Genomic DNA, 21,586 nt, shown 5'->3' with positions numbered 1-21,586 from the left:
CCGAGGAATCAGCGCTGCATGAAATCGGGGCTGCCGAGCAGCATGGCCGCGCGCAGCTTGTCCGGATTGCGCTGGACGATGGCCTTCGTGCGCGTCGAAATCGAGCCGCCCAGCGTCGCCTGCAGGCGGACCGGGTCGACCGGCGCCGGCCGCGGCGGCGCCATCGTCGCCGGCGGCGCGGCGTCGACCGGCATTGCCGCCAGCGGCAGCCTGCCGGATGCGAGCGCGGTGGCGAACGCGATGCGCCGCGTCAGCGCGTCCGGATTGAGCCACGCGTCCTGCGTGTTCTTGTACCCGTCCGGCGTCTGGCAACCGTACAGCGGCATGCCCAACTGGTTCATCGTGTTCACGAGCGGCTGCACGTTCGCGACCGGCTCACCGCTCGCCCTGACCGCCGAGACGACGAACTGGTACGGCGTCTTGAACTTGGCGCCGACGGCGCCGGATGCCATGAATTCGCGGCTCCCGAACAAGGTCGCCAGCACCGCGCGGATGTCGCCCCGCGACGCGAGCCACGTGGCGGCCATGCGGTCGACGAGGGCCGGCGGCGGATCGTCGCTGACGAAATACTGGGCCAGCTCGCGGCTCACGTGATGGGCCGTCGCGGGATGCATGGCCAGCACGTCCAGCGCATACTCGCCTTCCTGCTCGCCGGCCGGCGCGATGGCTTGCCCGAGCCACGTCTTGGGGCCGGCGTCGTGGCGGCGCGCGTCGAAGCGGAACAGGTCGTCCGCGCGCGCAACGTGCAGGAACTTCGGGCGCTGCTCGAACGTCCAGCCGGTCAGCATGCGCGCCAGTTCCGTCACGTCGCGCTGTGTGTAGCCGCCGTCCGCGCCCAGCGTGTGCAGCTCCATCAGCTCGCGCGCATAGTTCTCGTTCAGGCCGCGCGCCTTGCCCTTCGCGTCGGGACGCGGCGCCGACGACACGGCGTTATCGAGGTAGAACAGCATCGCCGGATGCCTGGCCGTCGCGCCCAGCAGCGCGCGGAAGGAGCCCAGCGCGTACGGGCGGATCGCGTCGCGCTCGTAGCTCGTCACGAGCGCGCGGTCGATGCCCTTGCCGGCGAAGACGTTGAAATGGTTGTACCAGAAGTCGACCATGACTTCTTCCAGCTGGCGCGGACTCTCGACGGCGCGCAGCAGCCTGGCCTCGGCGGCCTGGCGCGCCACGCGCATCTCCACCTGATGGCGATGCTGTTTCGCGCCCTCGTCGTCCATCTTGACCTCACGCCGCAGCGTCAGGAATTCGTCCAGCGACTCGCCGGCGCTGCGGTTGACGGTATCCAGCGCCGCCAGGCGCGCCGTCAGGTCGGGCGGCAGCGGGATCGTTTCCGGATGCAGCTGCTGGTCGATCCAGCGCTGCACACCCATGCTCGCGACGCGCTCGACGTCGCCGGGGCGCGGCCCGAACGCGAGCCGGTTCAGCACGTGCAGCGCCTGCGTCTGCGCGTCCGGCGCGGGCGCGGCCGCGGACACGACGCCCGTCGCCATCAGGGCGGCGGCCAATACAACCATCGATGCGCGTTGGATCATGGTGAGCACTCCTCGTTGACCGCCATTAAACCGTGAATGGATGAGCGGGAGTGTCGATACGACGTTTCAGTGGTAAGGATTTGTAACGCGGCTTTGCTACACTGTCCGGATTTGGCTTCGCCCCTCTCCGCCATGTCCTGGATCGTCATCAAATACCTCGTCACCGCCGCCGTCGTCGTCCTCGTGTCGGAAGCCGCCGCGCGCTCCGACCGCCTGGGCGGCCTGATCGCCTCGCTGCCGCTCGTCACCGTGCTGACGCTGATCTGGCTGCACGTCGAGCGCCAGCCCCAGGAAAAGATCGCCAACCACGCCTGGTACACGCTGTGGTACGTGCTGCCCACCTTGCCGATGTTCGCCGCCTTCCCCTGGCTGCTGGCACGCTACGGCTTCTGGCCCGCGCTGGGCGCCGGCGTCGCGATCACGCTGGGCAGCATACTCCTGTTCGCCATCGTGCTGAAACGCTTCGGCATCCAGCTGCTCTGACGGCGGCGTAAATCCGTCCCCAGGAAAAACAAAGCCGGCGCGAAGCCGGCTTTGACAGGTGGGTGGAACTCCGATCAGTAATCGCGGCTGCGGCCGCCCAGCAGCTTGGCCAGCACGAAGCCGGCGGCGGCGGCGATGGCGATCGCGGTGCCCGGTTTCTGGCGCACGTACTCGAAGCTCGCTTCCTTCCACTGGCCATAGGCATCGGTCAGCTGCTGTTGGCGTTGGCCCAGGTTGACGGTGGCGCCGCTCAGCATGCCCTGCAGCTTGTCCACGCCGGCGTGCGCGCTGGTCGCCAGGCGGTCGACGACCGGACGGGCCGCGTCGGCGGCCTTGTCGACCATCGGACGGGCGGCATCGGCCGCCTTGTCGATCGACTGGTGCAGGCCTTGCGCGCGTGCGTTCACCTGCGCGCCCAGGTCCCTGGAATCGCCGCCCACGCCCGAGCCGGTAGCGGCGCCGGCGGCGCTCTGGCTGTTCTGGCTGCCCAGGCTGCTGCTGCCCGAACCGAGCGAGCTCCCGCCGATGCTCGAGTTCGTGCCGCTGGCGGTCGAGCCGCTCGCGCTCATCGACCCCATCGAACCCATGCCCGACGACGAGCTGCCGGCATTGCTGGTGCCGCCGCCGGTGCTGCTGCCGGTCGTCGAGCTCTGCTGGTCCTTGCCCTGGTTCAGGGGGCTGCTCTTGCCCAGGCTGCCCGAACCGGTGGTGCTACCCAGGTTGCCAGAGCCGCTGGCGTTCGGCAAGCCGCTGTCCTTGCCCTGGTTGCCGGCGCCCAGATTGCTGCCTTTTGCTTCGCTCGACTTCTGATTATCCATGATGAATTCCTCTTGTAAGATTTTGACCAACGCGGAGTAGACCGATCTTCTTGACCGTGCATCCGTACAAAAGTTCGACCGATAGGCGGTCCTTTCGCGTCGCGCTGCCGCGCGATGTCGGTGCGACACCGTCATTTTGCGGTGTCTCAATAAAAAAAATATAACTTTTTGTCAGTCCCGACTGTGCGCTGCATAACAAAGCAAGCCGGGACGATCATGAGGACATCAAGGAAGGAAGGGCGGGCGGCGGCGGCGCCGGAAAGCAAAAAGGGCCACCCTGCTGGGTGGCCCTTTTCACTGTGTTGGTGCCGCTGACCGGAATCGAACTGGTGACCTTCGCATTACGAATGCGCTGCTCTACCGACTGAGCTACAGCGGCTAAACCGGAACAACCGTTTAACCTGTATCCGCACTACCTGCCATCGGACTGCTGGCGGCTCGAAAGCCTTGCTGTTGCCCCGCTGAACGGGCTGCATCGCAAAGGAGCCCGCATTCTAACAACAACTTCGCAAACTTGCTAGTCCGGCTCGGCAATTTTATGCGGGCACGTTAAAAATCATTCCTGATGGTAGCTCGTCACGCGCTCCACCTCGCTCTTCGCGCCGAGGAAGACGGGCACGCGCTGGTGCAGTTTCTGCGGTTCGATGTCGAGGATGCGCTGGCGGCCGTCCGTCGCGGCGCCGCCGGCCTGCTCGACGATGAAGGCCATCGGGTTCGCTTCGTACATCAGGCGCAGCTTGCCCGGTTGCGACGGGTCGCGCTGGTCGGCCGGGTACATGAAGATGCCGCCGCGGTTCAGGATGCGGTGCACGTCGGCCACCATCGAGGCGATCCAGCGCATATTGAAATCCTTGCCGCGCGGGCCGGTCTTGCCGGCCAGCATTTCGTCGACGTAGCGCGTGACGGGCGGATACCAGTGGCGCTGGTTCGACATATTGATGGCGAATTCCTTCGTGTCGACGGGGATCTGCATGTCCTTCTGGGTGAGGACCCAGGAGCCCATCTCGCGGTCGAGCGTGAAGCAGTTGACGCCGTTGCCCGTCGTGAGCACGAGCATCGTCTGCGGGCCGTACACGGCATAGCCGGCCGCGACCTGCTTGCTGCCGGCCTGCATGAAGTCGGCTTCGGTCGGCTGCGACATGCCTTCCGGCGCCTTCAGCACGGAGAAGATGGTGCCGATCGACACGTTGACGTCGATGTTCGACGAGCCGTCCAACGGATCGAACAGCAGCATGTATTCGCCCATCGGGTAGCGGTTCGGGATCGGGTGGATGGATTCCATTTCTTCCGACGCCATCGCCGCCAGGTGGCCGCCCCATTCATTCGCTTCGAGCAAGATCTCGTTGGACAATACGTCCAGCTTCTTCTGCACTTCGCCCTGGATGTTCTCCGTGTTCGCGCTGCCGAGGATGTCGCCGAGCGCGCCCTTGCCGACCGAGTGGGAGATGGTCTTGCAGGCGCGCGCCACCACCTCGATCAGGAGGCGCAGCGACGCGGGGATGTTGTTGTGGAGACGCTGTTCCTCGACGAGGTATTGCGTCAGGCTGACACGTTTCATGGACTTCCTTCAGTTTGTGAAAATTCGTTGTTGCGGTGGCGGCGCAATGGTGGGCACAGGGTGCCCACCCTACCGCGCTCAACACGTAGGGTGGGCACCCCGTGCCCACCATGATCGACCAATTCAATTGGCGAGGGCCTTGCCCACCACCTCGCGCACGTCGTTCGACAGCTTCGCCTGCCCCGCCACCTGCTGCAGCGCCCGCTTCATGTGGGCCTGCAGGTCCGGCGTGTAGCGGCGCCAGCGGTCCATCGCGCGGGCCAGGCGGCTGGCCACCTGCGGGTTCAGCGCGTCCAGCGCGATCACCTGCTCGGCCCAGAAGGCATAGCCGTTGCCGTCCGGCGCGTGGAAGCCCACCGGATTGGCGGCACAGAACGTAGACACCAGGCTGCGCGCGCGGTTCGGATTACGCAGCGTGAAGGCCTGGTGCGTCATGAGTTCGCGCACGCGGCTCACGTCCGTCGTCGGGGCCGATGCCTGCATCGCGAACCATTTGTCCACGACCAGCGCCTCGCCCCGGAATTCGTCGTAGAAGCGTTGCAGGGCGTCGCTTGCTGCCGGCGCGCGCGCATGCACGAGGGCCGACAGGGCCGCCACGCGGTCCGTCATGTTCGTCGCCTCGTCGAACTGGCGTTGGGCCAGGGCCAGGCTGTCGTCGTCCGGCGCGGCGCACAGATAGGCCAGCGCCAGGTTTTTCAGGGCGCGCTTGCCGATCGATACCGCGTCGGGGCTGTATTCGCCCGGGGTCTGGTTCGCGTCGTACTGGGCCCGCAATTCGGTGCGCAGGCGCGCGCCGATGTCGGCGCGCACGAACTGGCGCGCCTGGTGGATGGCGAGCGGATCGACGACATCCGTCTGGTCGGCGATCATCGTTTCCGACGGCAGCAGCAGCGCCTGTTCGCGGAAGGCCGGGTCGAGCGTGTCGTCCGTGAGGATCTTGCGCATGGCGTCGACGAACACGTCGTCCAGGTCGAGCCTGACGTTCGCGTTGCCCGGGTTCGCGGCCACCTGGCCGGTCAGCTTGAGCAGGCGGCTCATCGCGAGGCGCTGGCCCGCTTCCCAGCGGTTGACGGGGTCGCTGTCGTGGCTGAACAGGTGCACGAGTTCGGCGTCGTTGTAGCCGTATTTCAGGATCACGGGCGCGGAAAAATCGCGCAGGATCGACGGCGTCGGCTGTTCCGTGACGCCCGTGAACGTGAAGGTCTGGTCCGCGTCCGTCAGCTCCAGCACGGCCGTCGTCCCGTAGTCCTTGCCGTCGACCGTCAGCGGCAGGTCGCGGCCGCCCTTGCCCAGCAGGCCGACGGCGACCGGGATGTGGAACGGCAGCTTGTCCGGCTGGCCCGGCGTCGGCGGGCACGACTGGATCAGGCGCAGGGTGTACGTCCGCGCCGACTCGTCGTAACGGGTTTCGGCCTGCACGACGGGCGTGCCGGCCTGGCTGTACCAGCGCTCGAACTGCGTCAGGTCGCGGCCGTTGGCGTCCGCCATCGCCATGCGGAAGTCGTCGCAGGTGACGGCCTGGCCGTCGTGGCGCTGGAAGTACAGGTCCATGCCCTTGCGGAAGCCCGCGCGGCCCAGCAGGGTCTGATACATGCGCACGACCTCGGCGCCCTTTTCGTAGACCGTGACCGTGTAAAAATTGTTGATTTCGACGAAGGAATCGGGACGGACCGGGTGCGCCATCGGGCCGGCGTCTTCCGGGAACTGGGCTTGGCGCAAGGTGCGCACCTGGTCGATGCGGGTGACGGCGCGGCCCGTGCTCGTGCCGATCATGTCGGCCGAGAATTCCTGGTCGCGGAACACGGTCAGGCCTTCCTTCAGCGACAGCTGGAACCAGTCGCGGCAGGTGACGCGGTTGCCCGTCCAGTTATGAAAGTATTCGTGGCCGACGACGGCCTCGATGCCCTGGAAGTCGACGTCCGTCGCGACGCGCGGATTGGCCAGCACGAACTTCGTGTTGAAAATGTTCAGGCCCTTGTTTTCCATCGCCCCCATGTTGAAATCGCCCACGGCGACGATCATGAAGCGGTCCAGGTCGAGTTCGAGGTCCCAGCGTTCCTCGTCCCAGCGGATGCTGTGCTTGAGCGACTGCAGCGCGTAGTCCGTCTTGTCGAGGTTGCCCTCTTCCACCCATACCTGCAGCAGCGCGGTGCGGCCGTCGGCCAGTTCGACGTCCTCTTCCTGGCACACGAGGCGCGCGGCGACGAGGGCGAACAGGTACGACGGCTTCTTGAACGGGTCTTCCCACAGCGCGTAGTGGCGGCCGTCCGGCAGCGGGCCTTCCTCGATCAGGTTGCCATTCGACAGCAGCACCGGATATTTTTCCTTGTCGGCGCGCAGCATGACGGTGTAGCGGGCCATGACGTCCGGACGGTCCGGGAAATAGGTGATGCGGCGGAAACCTTCGGCCTCGCACTGGGTATAAAAACTGCCATTGGACGTGTACAGGCCACTGAGAGTAGTATTGCTTTCCGGAACGCAGATGGTTTCGATTTCCAGCGTCGCCTCTTCCGGGGCGTTGGGGATGCGCAGCAGGGTGCCCTCGACGACGTAGTCCCCTTCGGCCAGCGTCCTGCCGTTCAGGCGCAGGGTCACGAGCTCGATGTCCTCGCCGTACAGCTCGATTTCGCGCTGGGCGCTGGCGGGATTGCGGCGCACCGTCATCCGGTTGGCGACGACGGTACGGGCGGGGTCGAGGTCGAAGCCGAGTTCCACGGTGTCGACCAGATAGCTGGGGGCAGTGTAATCCTTCCGGTAGATGGTCTGAGGCGTATCGGTGCGCATGGTCAGGGGTCCGCAAAGCCGTTGGTGGGATGCTTATTTTACCAACAGCTTCGTGCCGCACTCGGTGTTACCTGTCATTTGTATCGGCATGTACACCCAGTAACCGTACGTAAATGTCTCGACGAACATCACGCATCCGGAATAATATGGTTTTCTGAACAAGTCCGATCAGAGGAATGACACCCGGCATACGGGTTATCGAATACGAATAGATGGAGCGCATCATGAAACGTACCATGATCACGGCGGTCGCCGCGCTGAGCCTGTTGCTGGGCGGCTGTGCGACGACGATCCGCAGTGACGTCACCACCTTCAACCAGTGGCCCGCCCAGTTGTCCGACAAGAGCTATGCGTTCGAGACGCCGCCGCCGCAGGACAACACGCTCGAGCTGCAGAGCTACGAAAACCTCGTGCGCGCCCAGCTCGCCCGCCTCGGTTTCCACGAGGCGCAGGAATCGCCCGCGCTGAAGGTGTCGATGCGTTTCTCGACCATCGACGTGCCCACGCAAGTCATCTACCCGTCCTTCGCGCCGATGTACTCGCCCCGCTTCGCCTACTTCGGCTGGCGCCGGCGCTACTGGGGCGCCTGGCACAGCCCGTTCTACGACCCGTTCTGGGGGCCTTACCCGGACTATGACGTGCAGGAAGAACACCGCTACCACCGCCAGTTGCAGCTGTCGATCGCGTCGGCCAGGGACGGCAAGCACCTGTTCGACGTGACGGTGCGCAACGTGAGCAAGCAGATGTCGACCCCGGCCGTGATGCCGGCCCTCGTACAGAGCGCGTTCGAAGGGTTCCCCGGGCCGAACGGCGGGTCGCGCGTCATCGAGTTGAAGCAGGATCCGCGGCAGAACGGTTGAGTTCGCTCTGCGCATGGTGGGCTCGGAGAGCCCACCAAACCTTCACCCCAGATACGCTTCCGACAGGAACGTAATCCCCACGATCACCAGCACCGCCAGCATCAGCACCACCAGCAGCCGTCCGAAGCGCGGCGCCGTCGCCGGTTGCGGGTCGACCGGCGGTTCGTTATCGTCACTAAATTCTCTCATGGCAGCAGGATCGTCTTGCCCGTCGTGCGGCGCCCTTCGAGGGCGATGTGGGCCTGGGCCGCGTCGGCGAGGGGGTAGCGCTGGTGGATGTCGATGCTCACTTGTCCGCTCGCCACCACATCGAACAGATCGGCCGCCATCGTCTCGCGTTGCGCGCGCGTGGCCGCATAGGATTGCAGGGTCGGCCGCGTGATGTACAACGAGCCGCGCGCCGACAATTCGCTCAGCGCGAACGGCGGCACGGGCCCCGACGAGTTGCCGAAGCTGACCATCAGCCCGCGCGGCCGCAGGCAGTCCAGCGAGCGCGTGAACATGTCCTTGCCGACGGAATCGTAAACGACAGGCACTTTGTCTCCGTTCGTGATGTCCAGGACGCGCTGCACGACGTCCTCGGTGTTGTAGTTGATGACATGGGCGGCCCCGCGCTGCCGCGCCAGCGCCGCCTTGTCGTTTGACCCCACGGTGCCGATGAGGTTCACGCCCAGCGCGCGCGCCCATTGGCACGCGATCAGGCCGACGCCGCCGGCCGCCGCGTGGAACAGGATCGTCTCGCCCGGCTTGACCGCATAGGTCTGCTTGAGGAGGTATTGCACGGTCAGGCCCTGCAGCAGCATCGCGGCGCCCGTTTCGAACGAGATGGCGTCCGGCAGGCGCACGAGGACGTCGGCCGGCATCGTGCGCAGCTGGCTGTAGGCGCCGTTCGGACGCGCCGCATAGGCCACGCGGTCGCCCGGCTTGACGTGCGTGACGCCCGCGCCCACCGCCTCGACGACGCCCGCCGCTTCCTGGCCGAGACCGCTCGGCAGGTCGAGCGGATACAGGCCCGAGCGGAAGTACGTGTCGATGAAGTTCACGCCGATCGCGTGGTTGCGCACGCGCGCTTCACCGGGTCCGGGGTCGCCGACCTCGACGTCGACGTATTCCAGCACCTCGGGACCGCCCGTGCGCGAAAAACGGATCGCTTTTGCCGTCGTCATGGCCGGCCTCCCGCCGCTCAGTCGGCCGTCGACTGCAGCTGCGACAGCACCAGGTGGGCGCTCGCCACGTTGGTCGCGCACGGGATGTTGTGCACGTCGCAGGCGCGCACCAGCGCGTTGATGTCCGGCTCGTGCGGCTGCGGGGTCATCGGGTCGCGCAGGAAGATCACGCAGTCGATCTCGCCGTTGACCAGATGGGCGCCGATCTGCAGGTCGCCGCCGACGGGACCGGAATGCATGCGCGTCACGTCGAGCCCCAGTTCGTTGATCAGACGTCCGCCCGTGGTGCCGGTGGCCGACAGCGTGCAGCCGCGCAGGAAGTCCACGTATTCGGCGGCGAGCGCGATCATGTCGTCTTTTTTCTTGTCGTGGGCGATCAGGGCGATGCGAGGTTTCATGTTCCGTTCCGTTCTGGTTTCAAGGTTATTTTTTCAGCGACAGCAGATAGATCCCGCCCAGCACCAGGCCCGTTCCGGCCAGTTGCACGGTCGTGATCGGCTCCCCCAGGACGGCCCAGCCGAGGAACAGCGTCGACACCGGACCGACCATGCCGGCCTGGGATGCCGTCGTCGCACCGATGCGCTGGACCGCCGCCATCGTCATGAAGACAGGGAAGATGGTACAGAATATCCCATTCACGAGCGAGAGCCCGTAAACCGGCAGCGGCTGCACAAGCAGGCTGACGGGCCGCAGCACGAAGAACTGCGCGATGCACGCGATGCTGGACACGCACATCGCGTACGCGACGAGGCGCAGCGCGCCGATGCGGCGCACCATCTCGCCCGTGCCCAGCAGGTAGATCGCGTAGCATGCCGCCGAGCCGAGCACCAGCAGCGAACCCGTGACGGTGCTGCCCTCGCCACCCTTGAGGTCGTGCGCGAACACGAGCACGATGCCGCAGTACGACAACGCCAGCGCCAGCCATTCGATGCGCGCGATGCGGCGCTTGAACACCAGCGCCGTGATCAGGAGGACGAACGTGGGCGTGAGGAACAGGATCAGGCGCTCCAGGCCGACGGTAATGTATTGCAGGCCGCAAAAATCCAGGTAGCTCGACACGTAGTAGCCGATCAGGCCCAGTCCCGCGAGACGCCAGCGGTCGCGCACGGCGATCGGCGGTCCGGTTCGCGTCTTCCAGAACGCCACGGCCGCAAACACCGGAAACGCGACCAGCATCCTGAACCCGATCAATGTGACGGCATCGATGTGGTAGCGGTACAGCAGTTTGGCGACGATGGCCTTCACGGAAAACAGGACGGCGCCTCCGATGGCGATCGCCAGGCCGCCCAGCATGGCCGGGCGTGGGGTCGACGCAACGGGAATGTCTAGTGCAGATTTGCTCATCCGACGATTGTACGGGGAATCTGCATCTTCGGCTGAGGACGCCTCCGAACCCGGCCCGGTGCGCGCGGTCCAACCGGCATCACTGCTCAACGATTGACCGGAGGATGTCCATGGCACCTTGCTGCACCCTTTCGCGCCGCCCGCGGGCGCAACCGGCCGGAGCCCGCACGCGATGAACCGCGCCAGCGGCGTCGGCCGCCCCGGTGCCGACCGCACCGTCGTCCTCACCCTGCTGGCGCTGCTCGCGGCGTTGTGCTGGGCCTGTCTGCTGTTCCTGCTGTTCCGCGCCGGCCGCCTGTCGGCGCTGGGACTGGGCACCGGCGGCCCCGTCCGGGTCGGGCCGTACCGCGCGGCCGACCTGGCCGTCCTGCTGGCGCTGTGGATCGTCGTCATCGCCGCGATGATGCTGCCGGCCGCGGCGCCTTCCGTGCTGCTGTACGCGCGCGTCAAGCGGCTCGTGCGCGAGCGCTGGGTCTACCCGTCCACCTTCCTGTTCATGCTGGGCTATCTGTTCGTCTGGGTGTGCTGCGCCCTCGCCGCCACCTTGGCCGACTGGCAGTTGCACGACGCCGGCGCGCTCGACGAGACGATGGCCATCGCGCACCCGACGGTCGGCGCCCTCGCCCTCGTCGCGGCCGGCGTCTACCAATGGACGCCGGCCAAGCACGTGTGCCTGGACAATTGCCGCGCGCCGCTGGCATTCGTCCTGACGCACTGGCGCCGCGGGATGTGGGGCGCGTTCCGCATGGGCGTCACGGATGCCCGCTACTGTACGGGCTGCTGTTGGCTGCTGCTGGCGCTCGTGCTGCCGGCCGGCGTCTTGAACCTGCCCGTCATCGCCGGCCTGATCGCCCTGATCCTGGCCGAAAAACTGCTGCCCGGCGGGCATGTGGTGGCGTGCGCGACGGGGCTCGGACTGGTCGGGCTGGGCACGGCATTGTTGTTTCCCTGACAGTATTTAGACGGGGGCGCTATGATAAAATGTCGAGGATTATCATACCCGGGGCCTCGATGCTTGCAATCCAGCGAGGTCCTCTGCCTAAGGAAGACTCGACATGGCTGGACACAGCAAATGGGCCAACATCAAGCACAAGAAAGCCGCAACTGACGCCAAGCGCGGCAAGATCTGGACCCGACTGATCAAGGAAATCACCGTCGCCGCCCGCATGGGTGGCGGCGACGCCAATACCAACCCGCGCCTGCGCCTGGCCATCGAAAAGGCGGCCGACGCCAATATGCCCAAGGATAACGTCAACCGCGCCGTCCAGCGCGGCTCGGGCGGCCTGGAAGGCGTCAACTACGAAGAAATCCGCTACGAAGGCTATGGCATCGGCGGCGCCGCCGTCATCGTCGACTGCATGACCGACAACCGCGTGCGCACGGTGGCCGAAGTCCGCCACGCGTTCAGCAAGTTCGGCGGCAATATGGGCACCGAAGGCTCTGTCTCGTTCATGTTCAAGCACGTGGGCCAGTTCCTGTTCGCGCCGGGCGTCGACGAAGACAAGCTGATGGAAGCGGCCCTGGAAGCGGGCGCCGACGACGTGATCGCGGACGACGAAGGCGGCTTCGAAGTGCTGTGCGATCCGAACGCCTTCGCCGGCGTCAAGGACGCGCTGGAAAAGGCCGGCTTCAAGGCCGATTCCGCCGAAGTCATCATGAAGCCGGACACGGAAACGGTGTTCACCGGCGAAGACGCGCTCAAGATGCAGAAACTGCTCGACGCGCTGGAAAACCTGGACGACGTTCAGGAAATCTATACGAACGCAGTCATCGAAGAGTAATCAAGCATCCATGAAAATCCTGGTAGTCGGCTCTGGCGGCCGTGAACATGCCATGGCCTGGAAACTGGCCCAATCCGATCGCATCCAGATGGTCTATGTCGCACCGGGCAATGGCGGCACCGCGCGCGATGCGCGCCTGGTCAACATCGACATCACCGACCCGGCCGCGCTGGCCGATTTCGTCGTCGCGGAACACGTCAACCTGACCCTCGTCGGCCCGGAACAGCCGCTGGCGGCCGGCATCGTCAACCTGTTCCGCGCGCGCGGCCTGAAGGTCTTCGGCCCGACGAAGGAAGCGGCCCAGCTGGAAAGCTCGAAGGACTTCGCGAAGGCCTTCATGCACCGCCACGGCATTCCGACGGCGCAGTACCAGACGTTCACCGACGTCCAGCAGGCCCACGCCTACATCGACGAACAGGGCGCGCCCATCGTCATCAAGGCCGACGGCCTGGCCGCCGGTAAGGGCGTCGTCGTCGCCATGACCCTGGAAGAAGCGCACCAGGCCGCCGACGACATGTTGTCGGGCAATCGCTTCGGCGACGCCGGCGCGCGCATCGTCATCGAGGAATTCCTGGCCGGCGAGGAAGCCAGCTTCATCGTCATGTGCGACGGCAAGAACGTCGTGGCCCTGGCCACGTCGCAAGACCACAAGCGCCTCAAGGACCACGACCAGGGCCCGAACACGGGCGGCATGGGCGCGTATTCGCCGGCACCGGTCGTCACGCCGTCGATCCACGCGCGCGTGATGCGCGAGATCATCAACCCGACCATCCAGGGCATGGCCAAGGACGGCATCCCGTACAGCGGCTTCCTGTACGCGGGCCTGATGATCGACGCGGCCGGCGTTCCGAAGGTTATCGAATTCAACTGCCGCATGGGTGACCCGGAAACGCAGCCGATCATGACGCGCCTGAAGAGCGACTTCGTGACCGTGCTGGAACACGCCTGCAGCGGCACGCTGGACAAGGTGGAACTGGAATGGGACCGCCGCACCGCGGTGGGCGTCGTGATGGCGGCGGCCGGCTATCCGGACGCGCCCGCCAAAGGCGACGTCATCGACGGCATCCCGGCGGACACGGCGGAATCGATCACCTTCCACGCCGGCACGCAACTGGTCGGCGGCACCCTGCAGACGTCGGGCGGCCGCGTGCTGTGCGTCGTCGGCCTGGGCGACAGCGTCAAGATGGCGCAGAAGCAGGCGTACGAAACGGTCGAGAAGATCCACTTCAACGGCGCGCAGTACCGGCGCGACATCGGCTGGCGCGGGATCAAGCAGGCGTGACGACTGAGCGCCGCGCAGCATGAAAAAACGGGACAAAGTCGATGACCTTGTCCCGTTTTTGTTTGGCCGCGCTCGCCGCGTGCGCGTGTACTCAGTCCTGCCAGCGCACGTGCACGACCTTGTAACCGTTGTCCTTCAGCGCCTTGAGCATGGCGGGCAACGCCTGCGCCGTCGGCCCGTTCGCGTCATGCATCAGGATGATGCCGCCGCCTTTGGCCTTCAGGTTATCCAGCAGGCGGCGCACCAGTGCGTCGACGCTCATGTCGTTCGGCGCCCAATCGTCGATCCCCAGGTCGACCGACATGACCGTCATGCCCTTCGCCTTCAGCGCGTCCAGCATGGTGGGCGTCTCGCCCAGGAACGGAAAACGGTAAGCCGGCGGTGTCCTTCCGAACGCAGCGACATAGGCCTGGATGCCTTGCTCGAGGTCCTGCAACTGCGCGTCCGGCGTCATCTGGGGAAGTTGAGGATGCCGGAAGCTGTGCGACGCGGTCGCATGCCCCCTGGCCGCTACCTGGCGCGCCAGCTCCGGGTACGCGGCGAGATTCTGGCCAACCATGAAGAAGGTGGCGCGCACGCACTGATCGGCCAGCGCGTCCAGCACCTTGGGCGTGGATTCCGGACGCGGGCCGTCGTCGAAGGTCAGCACGACTTCGCCCTTGGCGAGCGGCAGCGGCGCATGCTGCACGGTGCCGTAGGCGGCATATTCGCGCTTGAGCGTCAGGGTACGGGTGGTGCCCAGCCTGTCGGCCGGACAGGTGCCGGCAGCGGGCCCGGACGCGGACGCGGTGACCGGAGCGGGCGCTGCCGCTCGAGTGGCATCGGCCGTCGTCCCGAAACCGGCGCATCCGGACAGGGCAACGACGAGTGCGAGGGACGACATACAGGACATGCGGCGCATCTGCCAAATCTCCATGTTGCGCTTGAGATTCAACCCGGCGGGGCCGCGGCCCCGCCGGCAACGCTCAGCCCCGGCGGCGGCGCGCAAGGCTTCCGGCGGCCAGGCCGCCCGCCATCAGCGCCAACGTACCCGGCAGCGGCACCGAACCGCTCGGACCGGCCGCTTCCACGTTGACGTTGTCGATCTCGTTGAAGGCGCCCGAGCTCAGGCGCAGTTCCGTGATGCCGGTGAGCTGCGTGCTCCACGTGCCCGAGTCCTGGATCGAGCCGACCACGGTGCCGTCCGCCGACACGTCGCTCGTGTCCAGGAAATAATCGAAGCTGTTCAGGTTGAACTTGCCGCCGCCCACGCGGCTCACGGTCACGAACGAACCCGCACCGTTTTCCATGCCGTCGTGCCAGTTGTAGGTGGACGGATCGAACGTACTGTCGCCGATGTGCGCCGCGCCGGCGTCCGCATTGGGCGCGTTCAGGGTCACCTGGAAGCCGGACTCCACATACGTCAGGTTCAGGCCGTCATACGTCATGGTGTCGGCCAGGGGAAAGCCGTCGCCGTACATCATCTCGGTCAGGCCGTCGAAGGTCAGGACGGTGGCGCCGGCGCTGCCGGCCGCCATCAGGGCGACGGCGGCGAGGATGGATTTGAATTTCATGAGAATCTCCGAAAATATTCGATACTGCCGGCGCCACCCGGGGCGCCGGCCTTGCCATCATCAATAGGTGAACAACACGCCGCGGCCCGCGCCGGCGGCATACACGCGTCCGGGGATGGACTGGTCGGCCGCCAGGTTGCTGATGCCGGCGTACTGGTGCTGGTCGTTGTTGATGCGCGTCCAGGTCGTGCCGCCGTTATCCGAGCGGTACACGCCCCACACGCCATTGATCACGCCCACGATGTAGATCGACGACGAGTACGTCGCGCCGGCGGGCGCCTTGCCCAGCGCGATGGAGGTCGCGCCGTACACTTCCGGGAAGTACCAGGAGGCATTGTTGCCCCAGTCCGACGCGGTCACGTTCAGCTTGCTCCAGGTCACGCCCGAGTCCGTCGAGTGCAGGATGTTGTAACCGTCGACCACCCACACATCGCCTTCGGCGTTCGGATTCACGGCGATCGACGAGTTGCCGAATTCCGCCACCTGCGCGCCCGCGCTCACGAACGTCGTGCTCTCGGTGAACGTGTGGCCGCCGTCCGTCGAATACCAGAGGTGCGCCGTGTCCGACCAGCGGTTCCACCATGCGCCGCCCGAGTCGAAGGCGTAGACCTTGTTCGGGTTCTTGCGGTCGGCGACGATGCGGTAGGTACGGCTGTAACCGATGTCCTTCAGGGCCGGCAGATTCGTGTACGTCCAGGTCGCGCCGTTGTCGGTCGTGTAGGCCGGCTGTGCACGGCCCGGTGCCCAGATGACGTTGTTCGGCTTGGTCACGGCGACGTAGGACTGCTCGGACTGGTTGGTCAGCGCATCCGGGTGGTTGGTCGCAAACGGCGTCCAGGTCACGCCCGAATCGGTCGAGTAGGCGCCGACGCGGGTCGGGGTATCCCACTGCGGGCGGCCGATCGCGACCATATAGGCCGGATTCGACCAGGCCATGTCCGCGCTGTAGCCGCTGCCGAACCAGTGGAGCGGGCCGCGCGTCGGCTTCTTCAGCAGTTCGGTCTGGACGTGCGTGCCGATGTCGCCCGAGCTGCGCAGCAGCAGGTAGTTGGCGCCCTTCGGCGGCGTCGCCAGGGCCAGCGTGGCCGTTTCCTCGAGGCCGACCACGTCCAGGTTCCAGCTCGGCGTCGGATCCGACGCATTCTTCGTATCCCAGATGCCGCCGCCGTACACGTGCAGGATGTGGTCGGGGTTGTTCGGATCGATCTCGACGTCGTCGATCCAGCCGTCGAAGCCCTCATCGGAGTTGTGCGGGGTCATCGACGCGATCTCGCGCCAGGTCTGGCCGTCGTCGTCGGAGATCTGGACGATCGGCTGGCCCTGCCAGTTGCCCCACGAGTTCGTGACGCCCAGGGCGATGCGGGTGGTCGGGCCGGAACCGGACACGGACAGGCCGCCCATGCCGAAGTTCACCCATTGCTGCGTATCGTAGCTCTTCAGCAGCGTCCAGTTGCTGCCGTCGAATTTATACAGGCGAGCCGGACCGCCGGCGCCCGGGCCCATGTCGCGGGTGAACGCCATGTAGATCATGCCGTCCTTGGCGCGCACCATGTGCGGGATGTGGTAGCCCGACACCGGGGTCGGCACGCCGGTCCAGGTCGCACCGCCGTCGGTCGACTTGTACAGGTTGAAGCTCAGGCCGGCGGCGTTCGCGTAATCCGGCGCCACGGTCGTGTAGATGGTCTGCGTGGCCGTGCCGCTGCCCGTGCTCGACGTGTCGTACAGCACGCCCTCGATGCCGGCCGCGCTGCGTCCCGGCAAGGCCGAGATCTGGTCGCCGGTGAACTGGAACGACGACAGCGACGTCACCTGGTTCCAGGTCTGGCCGTAGTCCTCGCTCTTCCACAGGCCCGCCGCGCGCGACGCGTAGAACATGACCGACGGCTTGTTCGGGTCGACCATCAGGCGCTCGCCGATGGCGCGACCCCAGTCGTTGGAACCGACGCGGAACGGCAGGTCGACGTGCGTCCAGTGATCGCCGCGGTCGGTGGACGTGTACAGGCGGCCATTGTGGCCATCCCAATCGTACATGCCGGTGACGAGGTACACGCGCTGGTCGTCGGTCGCATCGAGACCGATGCTTTCGGCGCCGTTGAAGAATTGCTCGCGAACGCCGAAGCCGTCCGTGATCGGCACCCACGCCGAGGTCGCCGCGTTCCAGCGGTAGACGCCGCCCATGTCGGTGCGCGCGTACAGGACGTTGGGGCTGGTCGGGTGGAAGACCAGGCCGGGCACGTAGCCGCTGCCGCCGTATTTCACGTTCTGCCAGCGGGTGCCGATCGCGACCGAGGCGCCGCCGCCGGAGGCGCTGCCGGTCATGGCGGCAAATGTCGGCGATTGCGAGGACGGGCTGCTGCCGCCGCCGCAGGCTGCCACCAGGCCGGCCACGGCGCAGGCAAGGGCGAGAGTTTGCTTCTTCATGCGTGAACTCCAAAAAAGTGATGAATCGTGGTCGCCGGTACGGCGCACAAACCGCCGCTCGGATCGACGCACGCCGACCGGCGCGGCGTGCGTTTATGGCAATGCACCGCCCGCCGGGCACGGCCGAACCCGGTCCGTTCGTGCGGAAGGTACGAATGCTTGAAAGAAAGATGGATGGCGTCGCCGCCGTGGCGCGGTGGGCGCTACGCTCGTGAGCGGGGGGGGATGGTTGGCTGCATGGCGGTCTCCGGTCGATGTCGTGTTATGTCTTTCCGATGCGGCAGGCATGGAAAGCGTTTTGTTGAGGCCAAGCGTATTAGCAAAAACTATCCAATGCTTGCATTCGCGACTATAAAACCTAGAAATGTGCAGAATTTTGTATAGATTTACATAGCATTAATAGAGACTTAACGCAGAAACAGCCGACGGCGCGGCTGGAATGTGCTAGCAATTTCCAAGCGGAAACTAAAAACGGGATCGGCTGCCCATCATGGGAGCACGATCCCGTTCTCTTTTGGGGACCTGGCGGGCACGCGGCCCGCCGGCAAAGACTCAGCCCCGGCGGCGGCGCGCCACCCCGCCCGCGGCCAGCCCGCCCAACATTAACGCCAACGTACCGGGCAGCGGCACGGCACCGCTCGGACCGGCCGCTTCGACGTTGACGTTGTCGATCTCGTTGAAGGCGCCCGAGCTCAGGCGCAGTTCCGTGATGCCGGTGAGCTGCGTGCTCCACGTGCCCGAGTCCTGGATCGAGCCGACTACGGTGCCGTCCGCCGACACGTCGCTCGTGTCCAGGAAGTAATCGAAGCTGTTCAGGTTGAACTTGCCGCCGCCCACGCGGCTCACGGTCACGAACGAACCCGCGCCGTTTTCCATGCCGTCGTGCCAGTTGTAGGTGGACGGATCGAACGTGCCGTCGCCGATGTGCGCCGCGCCGGCGTCCGCATTGGGCGCGTTCAGGGTCACCTGGAAGCCGGACTCCACATACGTCAGGTTCAGGCCGTCATACGTCATGCCGTCGGCCAGCGCGAAGCCGTCGCCGTACATCATCTCGGTCAGGCCGTCGAAGGTCAGGACGGTGGCGCCGGCGCTGCCGGCCGCCATCAGGGCGACGGCGGCAAGAATGGATTTGAATTTCATGAAAGTCTCCGAAAATAATGGATATTGCCGTCATCAGTAGCTGAAGATGACGCCACGGCCCGCGCCGCTGGCATACACGCGTCCGGGGATGGACTGGTCGGCCGCCAGGTGGCTGATGCCGGCGTACTGGTGCTGGTCGTCGTTGATGCGCAGCCACGTTGCGCCGCCGTTATCCGAGCGGTACACGCCCCACTTGTTATTGATCACGCCCACCACGTACACGGACGACGAGTACGTCGCACCGGCCGGTGCCCGGCCCAGCGCGATGGAGCTGGCGCCGTACACGTCCGGCTCGCGCCAGGTCGGGTTCTTGTCCCAGATCGCCTGTGCCGCATCCAGCTTGGTCCAGGTCACGCCCGAGTCGGTCGAGTGGAGGATGTGCTGGCCGTCGGCGACCCAGACGTCACCTTCCATGTTCGGATTGACGGCGACGGACGAATCCCAGTAATCGGTGACGACCGAGATCTTGTTGAAGGCCGCGCTTTCCGTGAACGTGTGGCCGCCGTCCGTCGAGTACCAGAAGTGCGACGTGTCAGACCACTGGTTCCACCATGCGCCGCCCGAGTTGAAGGCGTAGACCTTGTTCGGGTTCTTGCGGTCGGCGACGACGCGGTAGCCGCGGTTGATGCCCACGCCGGGCAGCGCCGGCAGGTTCGTGTACGTCCAGGTCGCGCCATTATCGGTCGAGTAGGCCGGCACCGAGTTGGCCGGCGCCCAGACGAGCTTGCCCGGCGCCGTCACGGCGATGGAATCCTCCGAGCCCTGGTTCGCCATCGCGTCCGGGTGCTTGCCGGCGAACGCCGTCCAAGTCACGCCGGAGTCGGTCGAGTAGGCGCCGCGGGGATTGTTCCCGACCCAGCCGCCGGAGCCGACCGCCGCGATATAGGCCGAATTGGTCCAGGCCACGTCCGTGCTGTGGCCATTGCTGAAGAAACCGCGCGGGCCGCGGGTGGCTTTCTTGAGCAGTTCGGTCTGGACGAGCGTGCCGACGTCGCCCGAGCTGTTCAGCAGTGCGTACGATGCGCCCTTGGGCGGCGTCGTCAGGCCCAGCGTGACGGTTTCCTCGAGGCCGGTGACGGCCAGGTTCCAGGTCGGGGTCGCCGCGGACGCGTTACGCGTTTCCCACACGCCGCCGCCGAACACGTGCATGATGTGATCCGGGTTGTTCGGGTCGATCTCGACGTCGTCCACCCAGCCGGAGAAGTCCACGTCGGTCGGGGTGTGCGGCATCGTCGCCTCGATTTCGCGCCAGGTCTGACCGTCGTCGTCGGACAGCTGGACGATCGGCTGGCCCTGCCAGTTACCCCAGCTGTTCGACACCGCCAGCGCGATGCGGGTGGTCGGGCCCGAGCCGTACACGGACACGCCGCCGATACCGAAGTTCACCCATTGCTGCGTCTCGTAGCTCTTCAACAGCGTCCAGTTGCTGCCGTCGAACTTGTACAGCGAACCGGGGCCGCCGGCGCCGGGGCCCATGTCCTTCGTGAAGGTGATGTACATGACGCCGTCCTTCGCCCGCACCATGTGGGGGATGTGGGAACCCTGCACCGGGGTCGTCACGCCGGTCCAGGTCGCGCCGCCGTCGGTGGACTTGTACAGGTTGAAGCTCAGGCCCGCCACGCCGGCGTAGTCGGGGGCGATGGCCGTGTAGATAGTCTGGGTGGCGGTGCCGGAGCCGTTCGTGCTGGTGTCGAAGATGATGCCTTCGACGCCGGCCGCGGCGCTGAACGGTCCATTGTCGATTTGCGCCTGGGTCATCTTGGCCGACGACAGCGACGTCACCTGGGCCCAGGTCTGGCCGTGGTCGGCGCTCTTCCACAGGCCGGCCGTGCGCGAGCCGTAGAACAGGATGGACGGATCGTTCGGGTCCACCATCATGCGTTCGCCGATGGCGCGGCCCTGGTTGTTGCTGCCCACGCCGAACGGCAGGTCGACGTGCGTCCAGCTGTTGCCGCGGTCGGTGGACATATACAGGCGGCCGGTGGAGGTCTCCGACGCGTACAGACCCGTGCTCATATAGACGCGCTGGTCGTCGTTCGGGTCCAGCGCGATGCTTTCGGCGCCGTCGAAACCCGCCTCGGTGGGGCCGAAACCATCGGTAATCGGCACCCAGGACGACGTCGCGGCATTCCAGCGATAGGAACCGCCGACGTCCGTGCGTGCATACAGGACGTTCGGGCTGGTCGGGTGGAAGATCAGGCCCGGGACGTAGCCGCCCCCGCCGAACTTCACGTTCTGCCACCGGGTGCCCAGCGCGACGGACGCGCCGCCGCCGGACACGGTGCCGGTCATCGCGGCAAAGGAAGGCGACTGCGACGATGGGCTGCTGCCGCCACCGCAGGCTGCCACGAGGCCGGCCAGGACGCAGGCAAGGGCGAGAGTTTGCTTCTTCATGCGTTAACTCCAAGAAAGTGATGAGTCGTGATTGCCGGTATGGCGGACACGCCGCCCGCCGGTGCGCGGCGCCCCGACCGGCCGGCGCGCCGTTTTGCATTGCACCATTCCGCTGGGCCGGCACGGCATGCGGAACGCGGCCGTGACGGGTCCGGGGCACGGACGATGCCGTACGCCTGCGGAAAATCAGTGTCGATGTAGAGGAAGATGAGCGGGTCGGTCACGGTGCCGGACGCCATGGCGTACCGACAGGCGGACCTGCCCGGCGCGGGAAGCCGCGCTAAGGCCGAGGCCAGTGGGGGGTCGTGCGTTTCATATTATCTCCGATCATTTTTATATCGCTTTTCCGCGTCCGGCTCATCGAGGAGCGCGGATCGTTGACCGGCCGGGAGCCGGTGGAAAGCGTTGTGCTTATGATCAAGAGTATTGACAAAACATATTGACTGCTTGCATTCCCGTCCAGAAAAACT

18 protein-coding genes and 1 tRNA gene are annotated in these 21,586 nt (G+C 66.0%); 5 read left to right on the top strand and 14 right to left on the bottom strand.

Translation table 11 applies throughout. The features are described from left to right. Positions 1-8: 8 nt before the first annotated feature. Complete coding sequence (locus ISF28_RS12740; protein ID WP_229519052.1) at positions 9-1,532, bottom strand: DUF1800 domain-containing protein; 1,524 nt, start codon at positions 1,530-1,532, stop codon at positions 9-11. A gap of 132 nt (positions 1,533-1,664) precedes the next feature. Between ISF28_RS12740 and ISF28_RS12735 the strand changes: the two genes are divergently transcribed. Next, the gene (locus tag ISF28_RS12735) at positions 1,665-2,015 is read left to right on the top strand and encodes a DUF3147 family protein (protein WP_198117556.1); all 351 of its coding nucleotides are present in this window, start codon (positions 1,665-1,667) and stop codon (positions 2,013-2,015) included. A 74-nt stretch (positions 2,016-2,089) separates the two neighbouring features. Here ISF28_RS12735 and ISF28_RS12730 read toward each other — a convergent pair whose 3' ends face one another. The 4 genes from ISF28_RS12730 to pepN form a co-directional block, all read right to left on the bottom strand. Next, a complete protein-coding gene (locus ISF28_RS12730; protein ID WP_198117555.1) occupies positions 2,090-2,833 on the bottom strand; it encodes a hypothetical protein in 744 nt (247 codons plus the stop codon). A 303-nt stretch (positions 2,834-3,136) separates the two neighbouring features. Continuing rightward, positions 3,137-3,212, bottom strand: a tRNA-Thr gene (locus ISF28_RS12725). Positions 3,213-3,389: 177 nt separating this feature from the next. Then, positions 3,390-4,391 carry a class 1 fructose-bisphosphatase gene (locus ISF28_RS12720; protein ID WP_198117554.1) on the bottom strand — a complete coding sequence of 334 codons (1,002 nt, stop codon included), beginning with the start codon at positions 4,389-4,391 and terminating at the stop codon, positions 3,390-3,392. Positions 4,392-4,514: 123 nt separating this feature from the next. Continuing rightward, positions 4,515-7,175 carry an aminopeptidase N gene (gene pepN / locus ISF28_RS12715; RefSeq protein ID WP_198117553.1) on the bottom strand — a complete coding sequence of 887 codons (2,661 nt, stop codon included), beginning with the start codon at positions 7,173-7,175 and terminating at the stop codon, positions 4,515-4,517. A gap of 224 nt (positions 7,176-7,399) precedes the next feature. Here pepN and ISF28_RS12710 point away from each other — a divergent pair, with 224 nt between their 5' ends. Further along, positions 7,400-8,035 carry a DUF4136 domain-containing protein gene (locus ISF28_RS12710; RefSeq protein WP_198117552.1) on the top strand — a complete coding sequence of 212 codons (636 nt, stop codon included), beginning with the start codon at positions 7,400-7,402 and terminating at the stop codon, positions 8,033-8,035. 42 nt (positions 8,036-8,077) lie between these two features. On the opposite strand, the gene ISF28_RS12705 is transcribed toward ISF28_RS12710, so the two are convergent. From ISF28_RS12705 to ISF28_RS12690, 4 genes are read right to left on the bottom strand one after another with little or no spacing between them, the layout of a single operon-like run. After that, complete coding sequence (locus ISF28_RS12705; protein ID WP_198117551.1) at positions 8,078-8,224, bottom strand: hypothetical protein; 147 nt, start codon at positions 8,222-8,224, stop codon at positions 8,078-8,080. Continuing rightward, on the bottom strand, positions 8,221-9,201 hold the full coding sequence (locus ISF28_RS12700; RefSeq protein WP_198117550.1) for a quinone oxidoreductase family protein: 981 nt from the start codon (positions 9,199-9,201) through the stop codon (positions 8,221-8,223). The genes ISF28_RS12705 and ISF28_RS12700 overlap by 4 nt, the downstream gene beginning before the upstream one ends. Before the next feature lie 17 nt (positions 9,202-9,218). After that, on the bottom strand, positions 9,219-9,599 hold the full coding sequence (locus ISF28_RS12695) for a methylglyoxal synthase (RefSeq protein ID WP_198117549.1): 381 nt from the start codon (positions 9,597-9,599) through the stop codon (positions 9,219-9,221). A gap of 25 nt (positions 9,600-9,624) precedes the next feature. Continuing rightward, positions 9,625-10,545, bottom strand: coding sequence for a DMT family transporter (locus tag ISF28_RS12690; protein WP_198117548.1), 921 nt, complete (start codon positions 10,543-10,545; stop codon positions 9,625-9,627). A 172-nt stretch (positions 10,546-10,717) separates the two neighbouring features. On the opposite strand from ISF28_RS12690, the gene ISF28_RS12685 reads away from it, so the two are divergent. The 3 genes from ISF28_RS12685 to purD all read left to right on the top strand — a co-directional run bounded on the left by ISF28_RS12685 (position 10,718) and on the right by purD (position 13,608). Next, a complete protein-coding gene (locus ISF28_RS12685; protein WP_198117547.1) occupies positions 10,718-11,497 on the top strand; it encodes a DUF2182 domain-containing protein in 780 nt (259 codons plus the stop codon). Positions 11,498-11,600: 103 nt separating this feature from the next. Continuing rightward, a complete protein-coding gene (locus tag ISF28_RS12680; protein ID WP_198117546.1) occupies positions 11,601-12,326 on the top strand; it encodes a YebC/PmpR family DNA-binding transcriptional regulator in 726 nt (241 codons plus the stop codon). A gap of 10 nt (positions 12,327-12,336) precedes the next feature. Further along, the gene (purD, locus tag ISF28_RS12675) at positions 12,337-13,608 is read left to right on the top strand and encodes a phosphoribosylamine--glycine ligase (RefSeq protein WP_198117545.1); all 1,272 of its coding nucleotides are present in this window, start codon (positions 12,337-12,339) and stop codon (positions 13,606-13,608) included. Positions 13,609-13,699: 91 nt separating this feature from the next. Here purD and ISF28_RS12670 read toward each other — a convergent pair whose 3' ends face one another. From ISF28_RS12670 to ISF28_RS12650, 5 genes are all read right to left on the bottom strand, one after another. Next, positions 13,700-14,491, bottom strand: coding sequence for a polysaccharide deacetylase family protein (locus ISF28_RS12670; RefSeq protein ID WP_198117544.1), 792 nt, complete (start codon positions 14,489-14,491; stop codon positions 13,700-13,702). A gap of 82 nt (positions 14,492-14,573) precedes the next feature. Beyond that, complete coding sequence (locus ISF28_RS12665) at positions 14,574-15,161, bottom strand: PEP-CTERM sorting domain-containing protein (RefSeq protein ID WP_198117543.1); 588 nt, start codon at positions 15,159-15,161, stop codon at positions 14,574-14,576. A 60-nt stretch (positions 15,162-15,221) separates the two neighbouring features. Further along, positions 15,222-17,582, bottom strand: a complete 2,361-nt coding sequence (locus ISF28_RS12660) for a sialidase family protein (protein WP_198117542.1) — start codon at positions 17,580-17,582, stop codon at positions 15,222-15,224. Positions 17,583-18,134: 552 nt separating this feature from the next. Next, positions 18,135-18,722, bottom strand: a complete 588-nt coding sequence (locus ISF28_RS12655; protein ID WP_198117541.1) for a PEP-CTERM sorting domain-containing protein — start codon at positions 18,720-18,722, stop codon at positions 18,135-18,137. A 33-nt stretch (positions 18,723-18,755) separates the two neighbouring features. Continuing rightward, positions 18,756-21,116 carry a WD40/YVTN/BNR-like repeat-containing protein gene (locus ISF28_RS12650; protein ID WP_198117540.1) on the bottom strand — a complete coding sequence of 787 codons (2,361 nt, stop codon included), beginning with the start codon at positions 21,114-21,116 and terminating at the stop codon, positions 18,756-18,758. Positions 21,117-21,586: the final 470 nt, after the last annotated feature.

Source organism: Massilia rhizosphaerae, assembly GCF_016093545.1.
In the GTDB taxonomy this organism is placed as follows: domain Bacteria; phylum Pseudomonadota; class Gammaproteobacteria; order Burkholderiales; family Burkholderiaceae_D; genus Telluria; species Telluria rhizosphaerae.
This window is presented reverse-complemented; position numbering and strand designations above follow the sequence as displayed.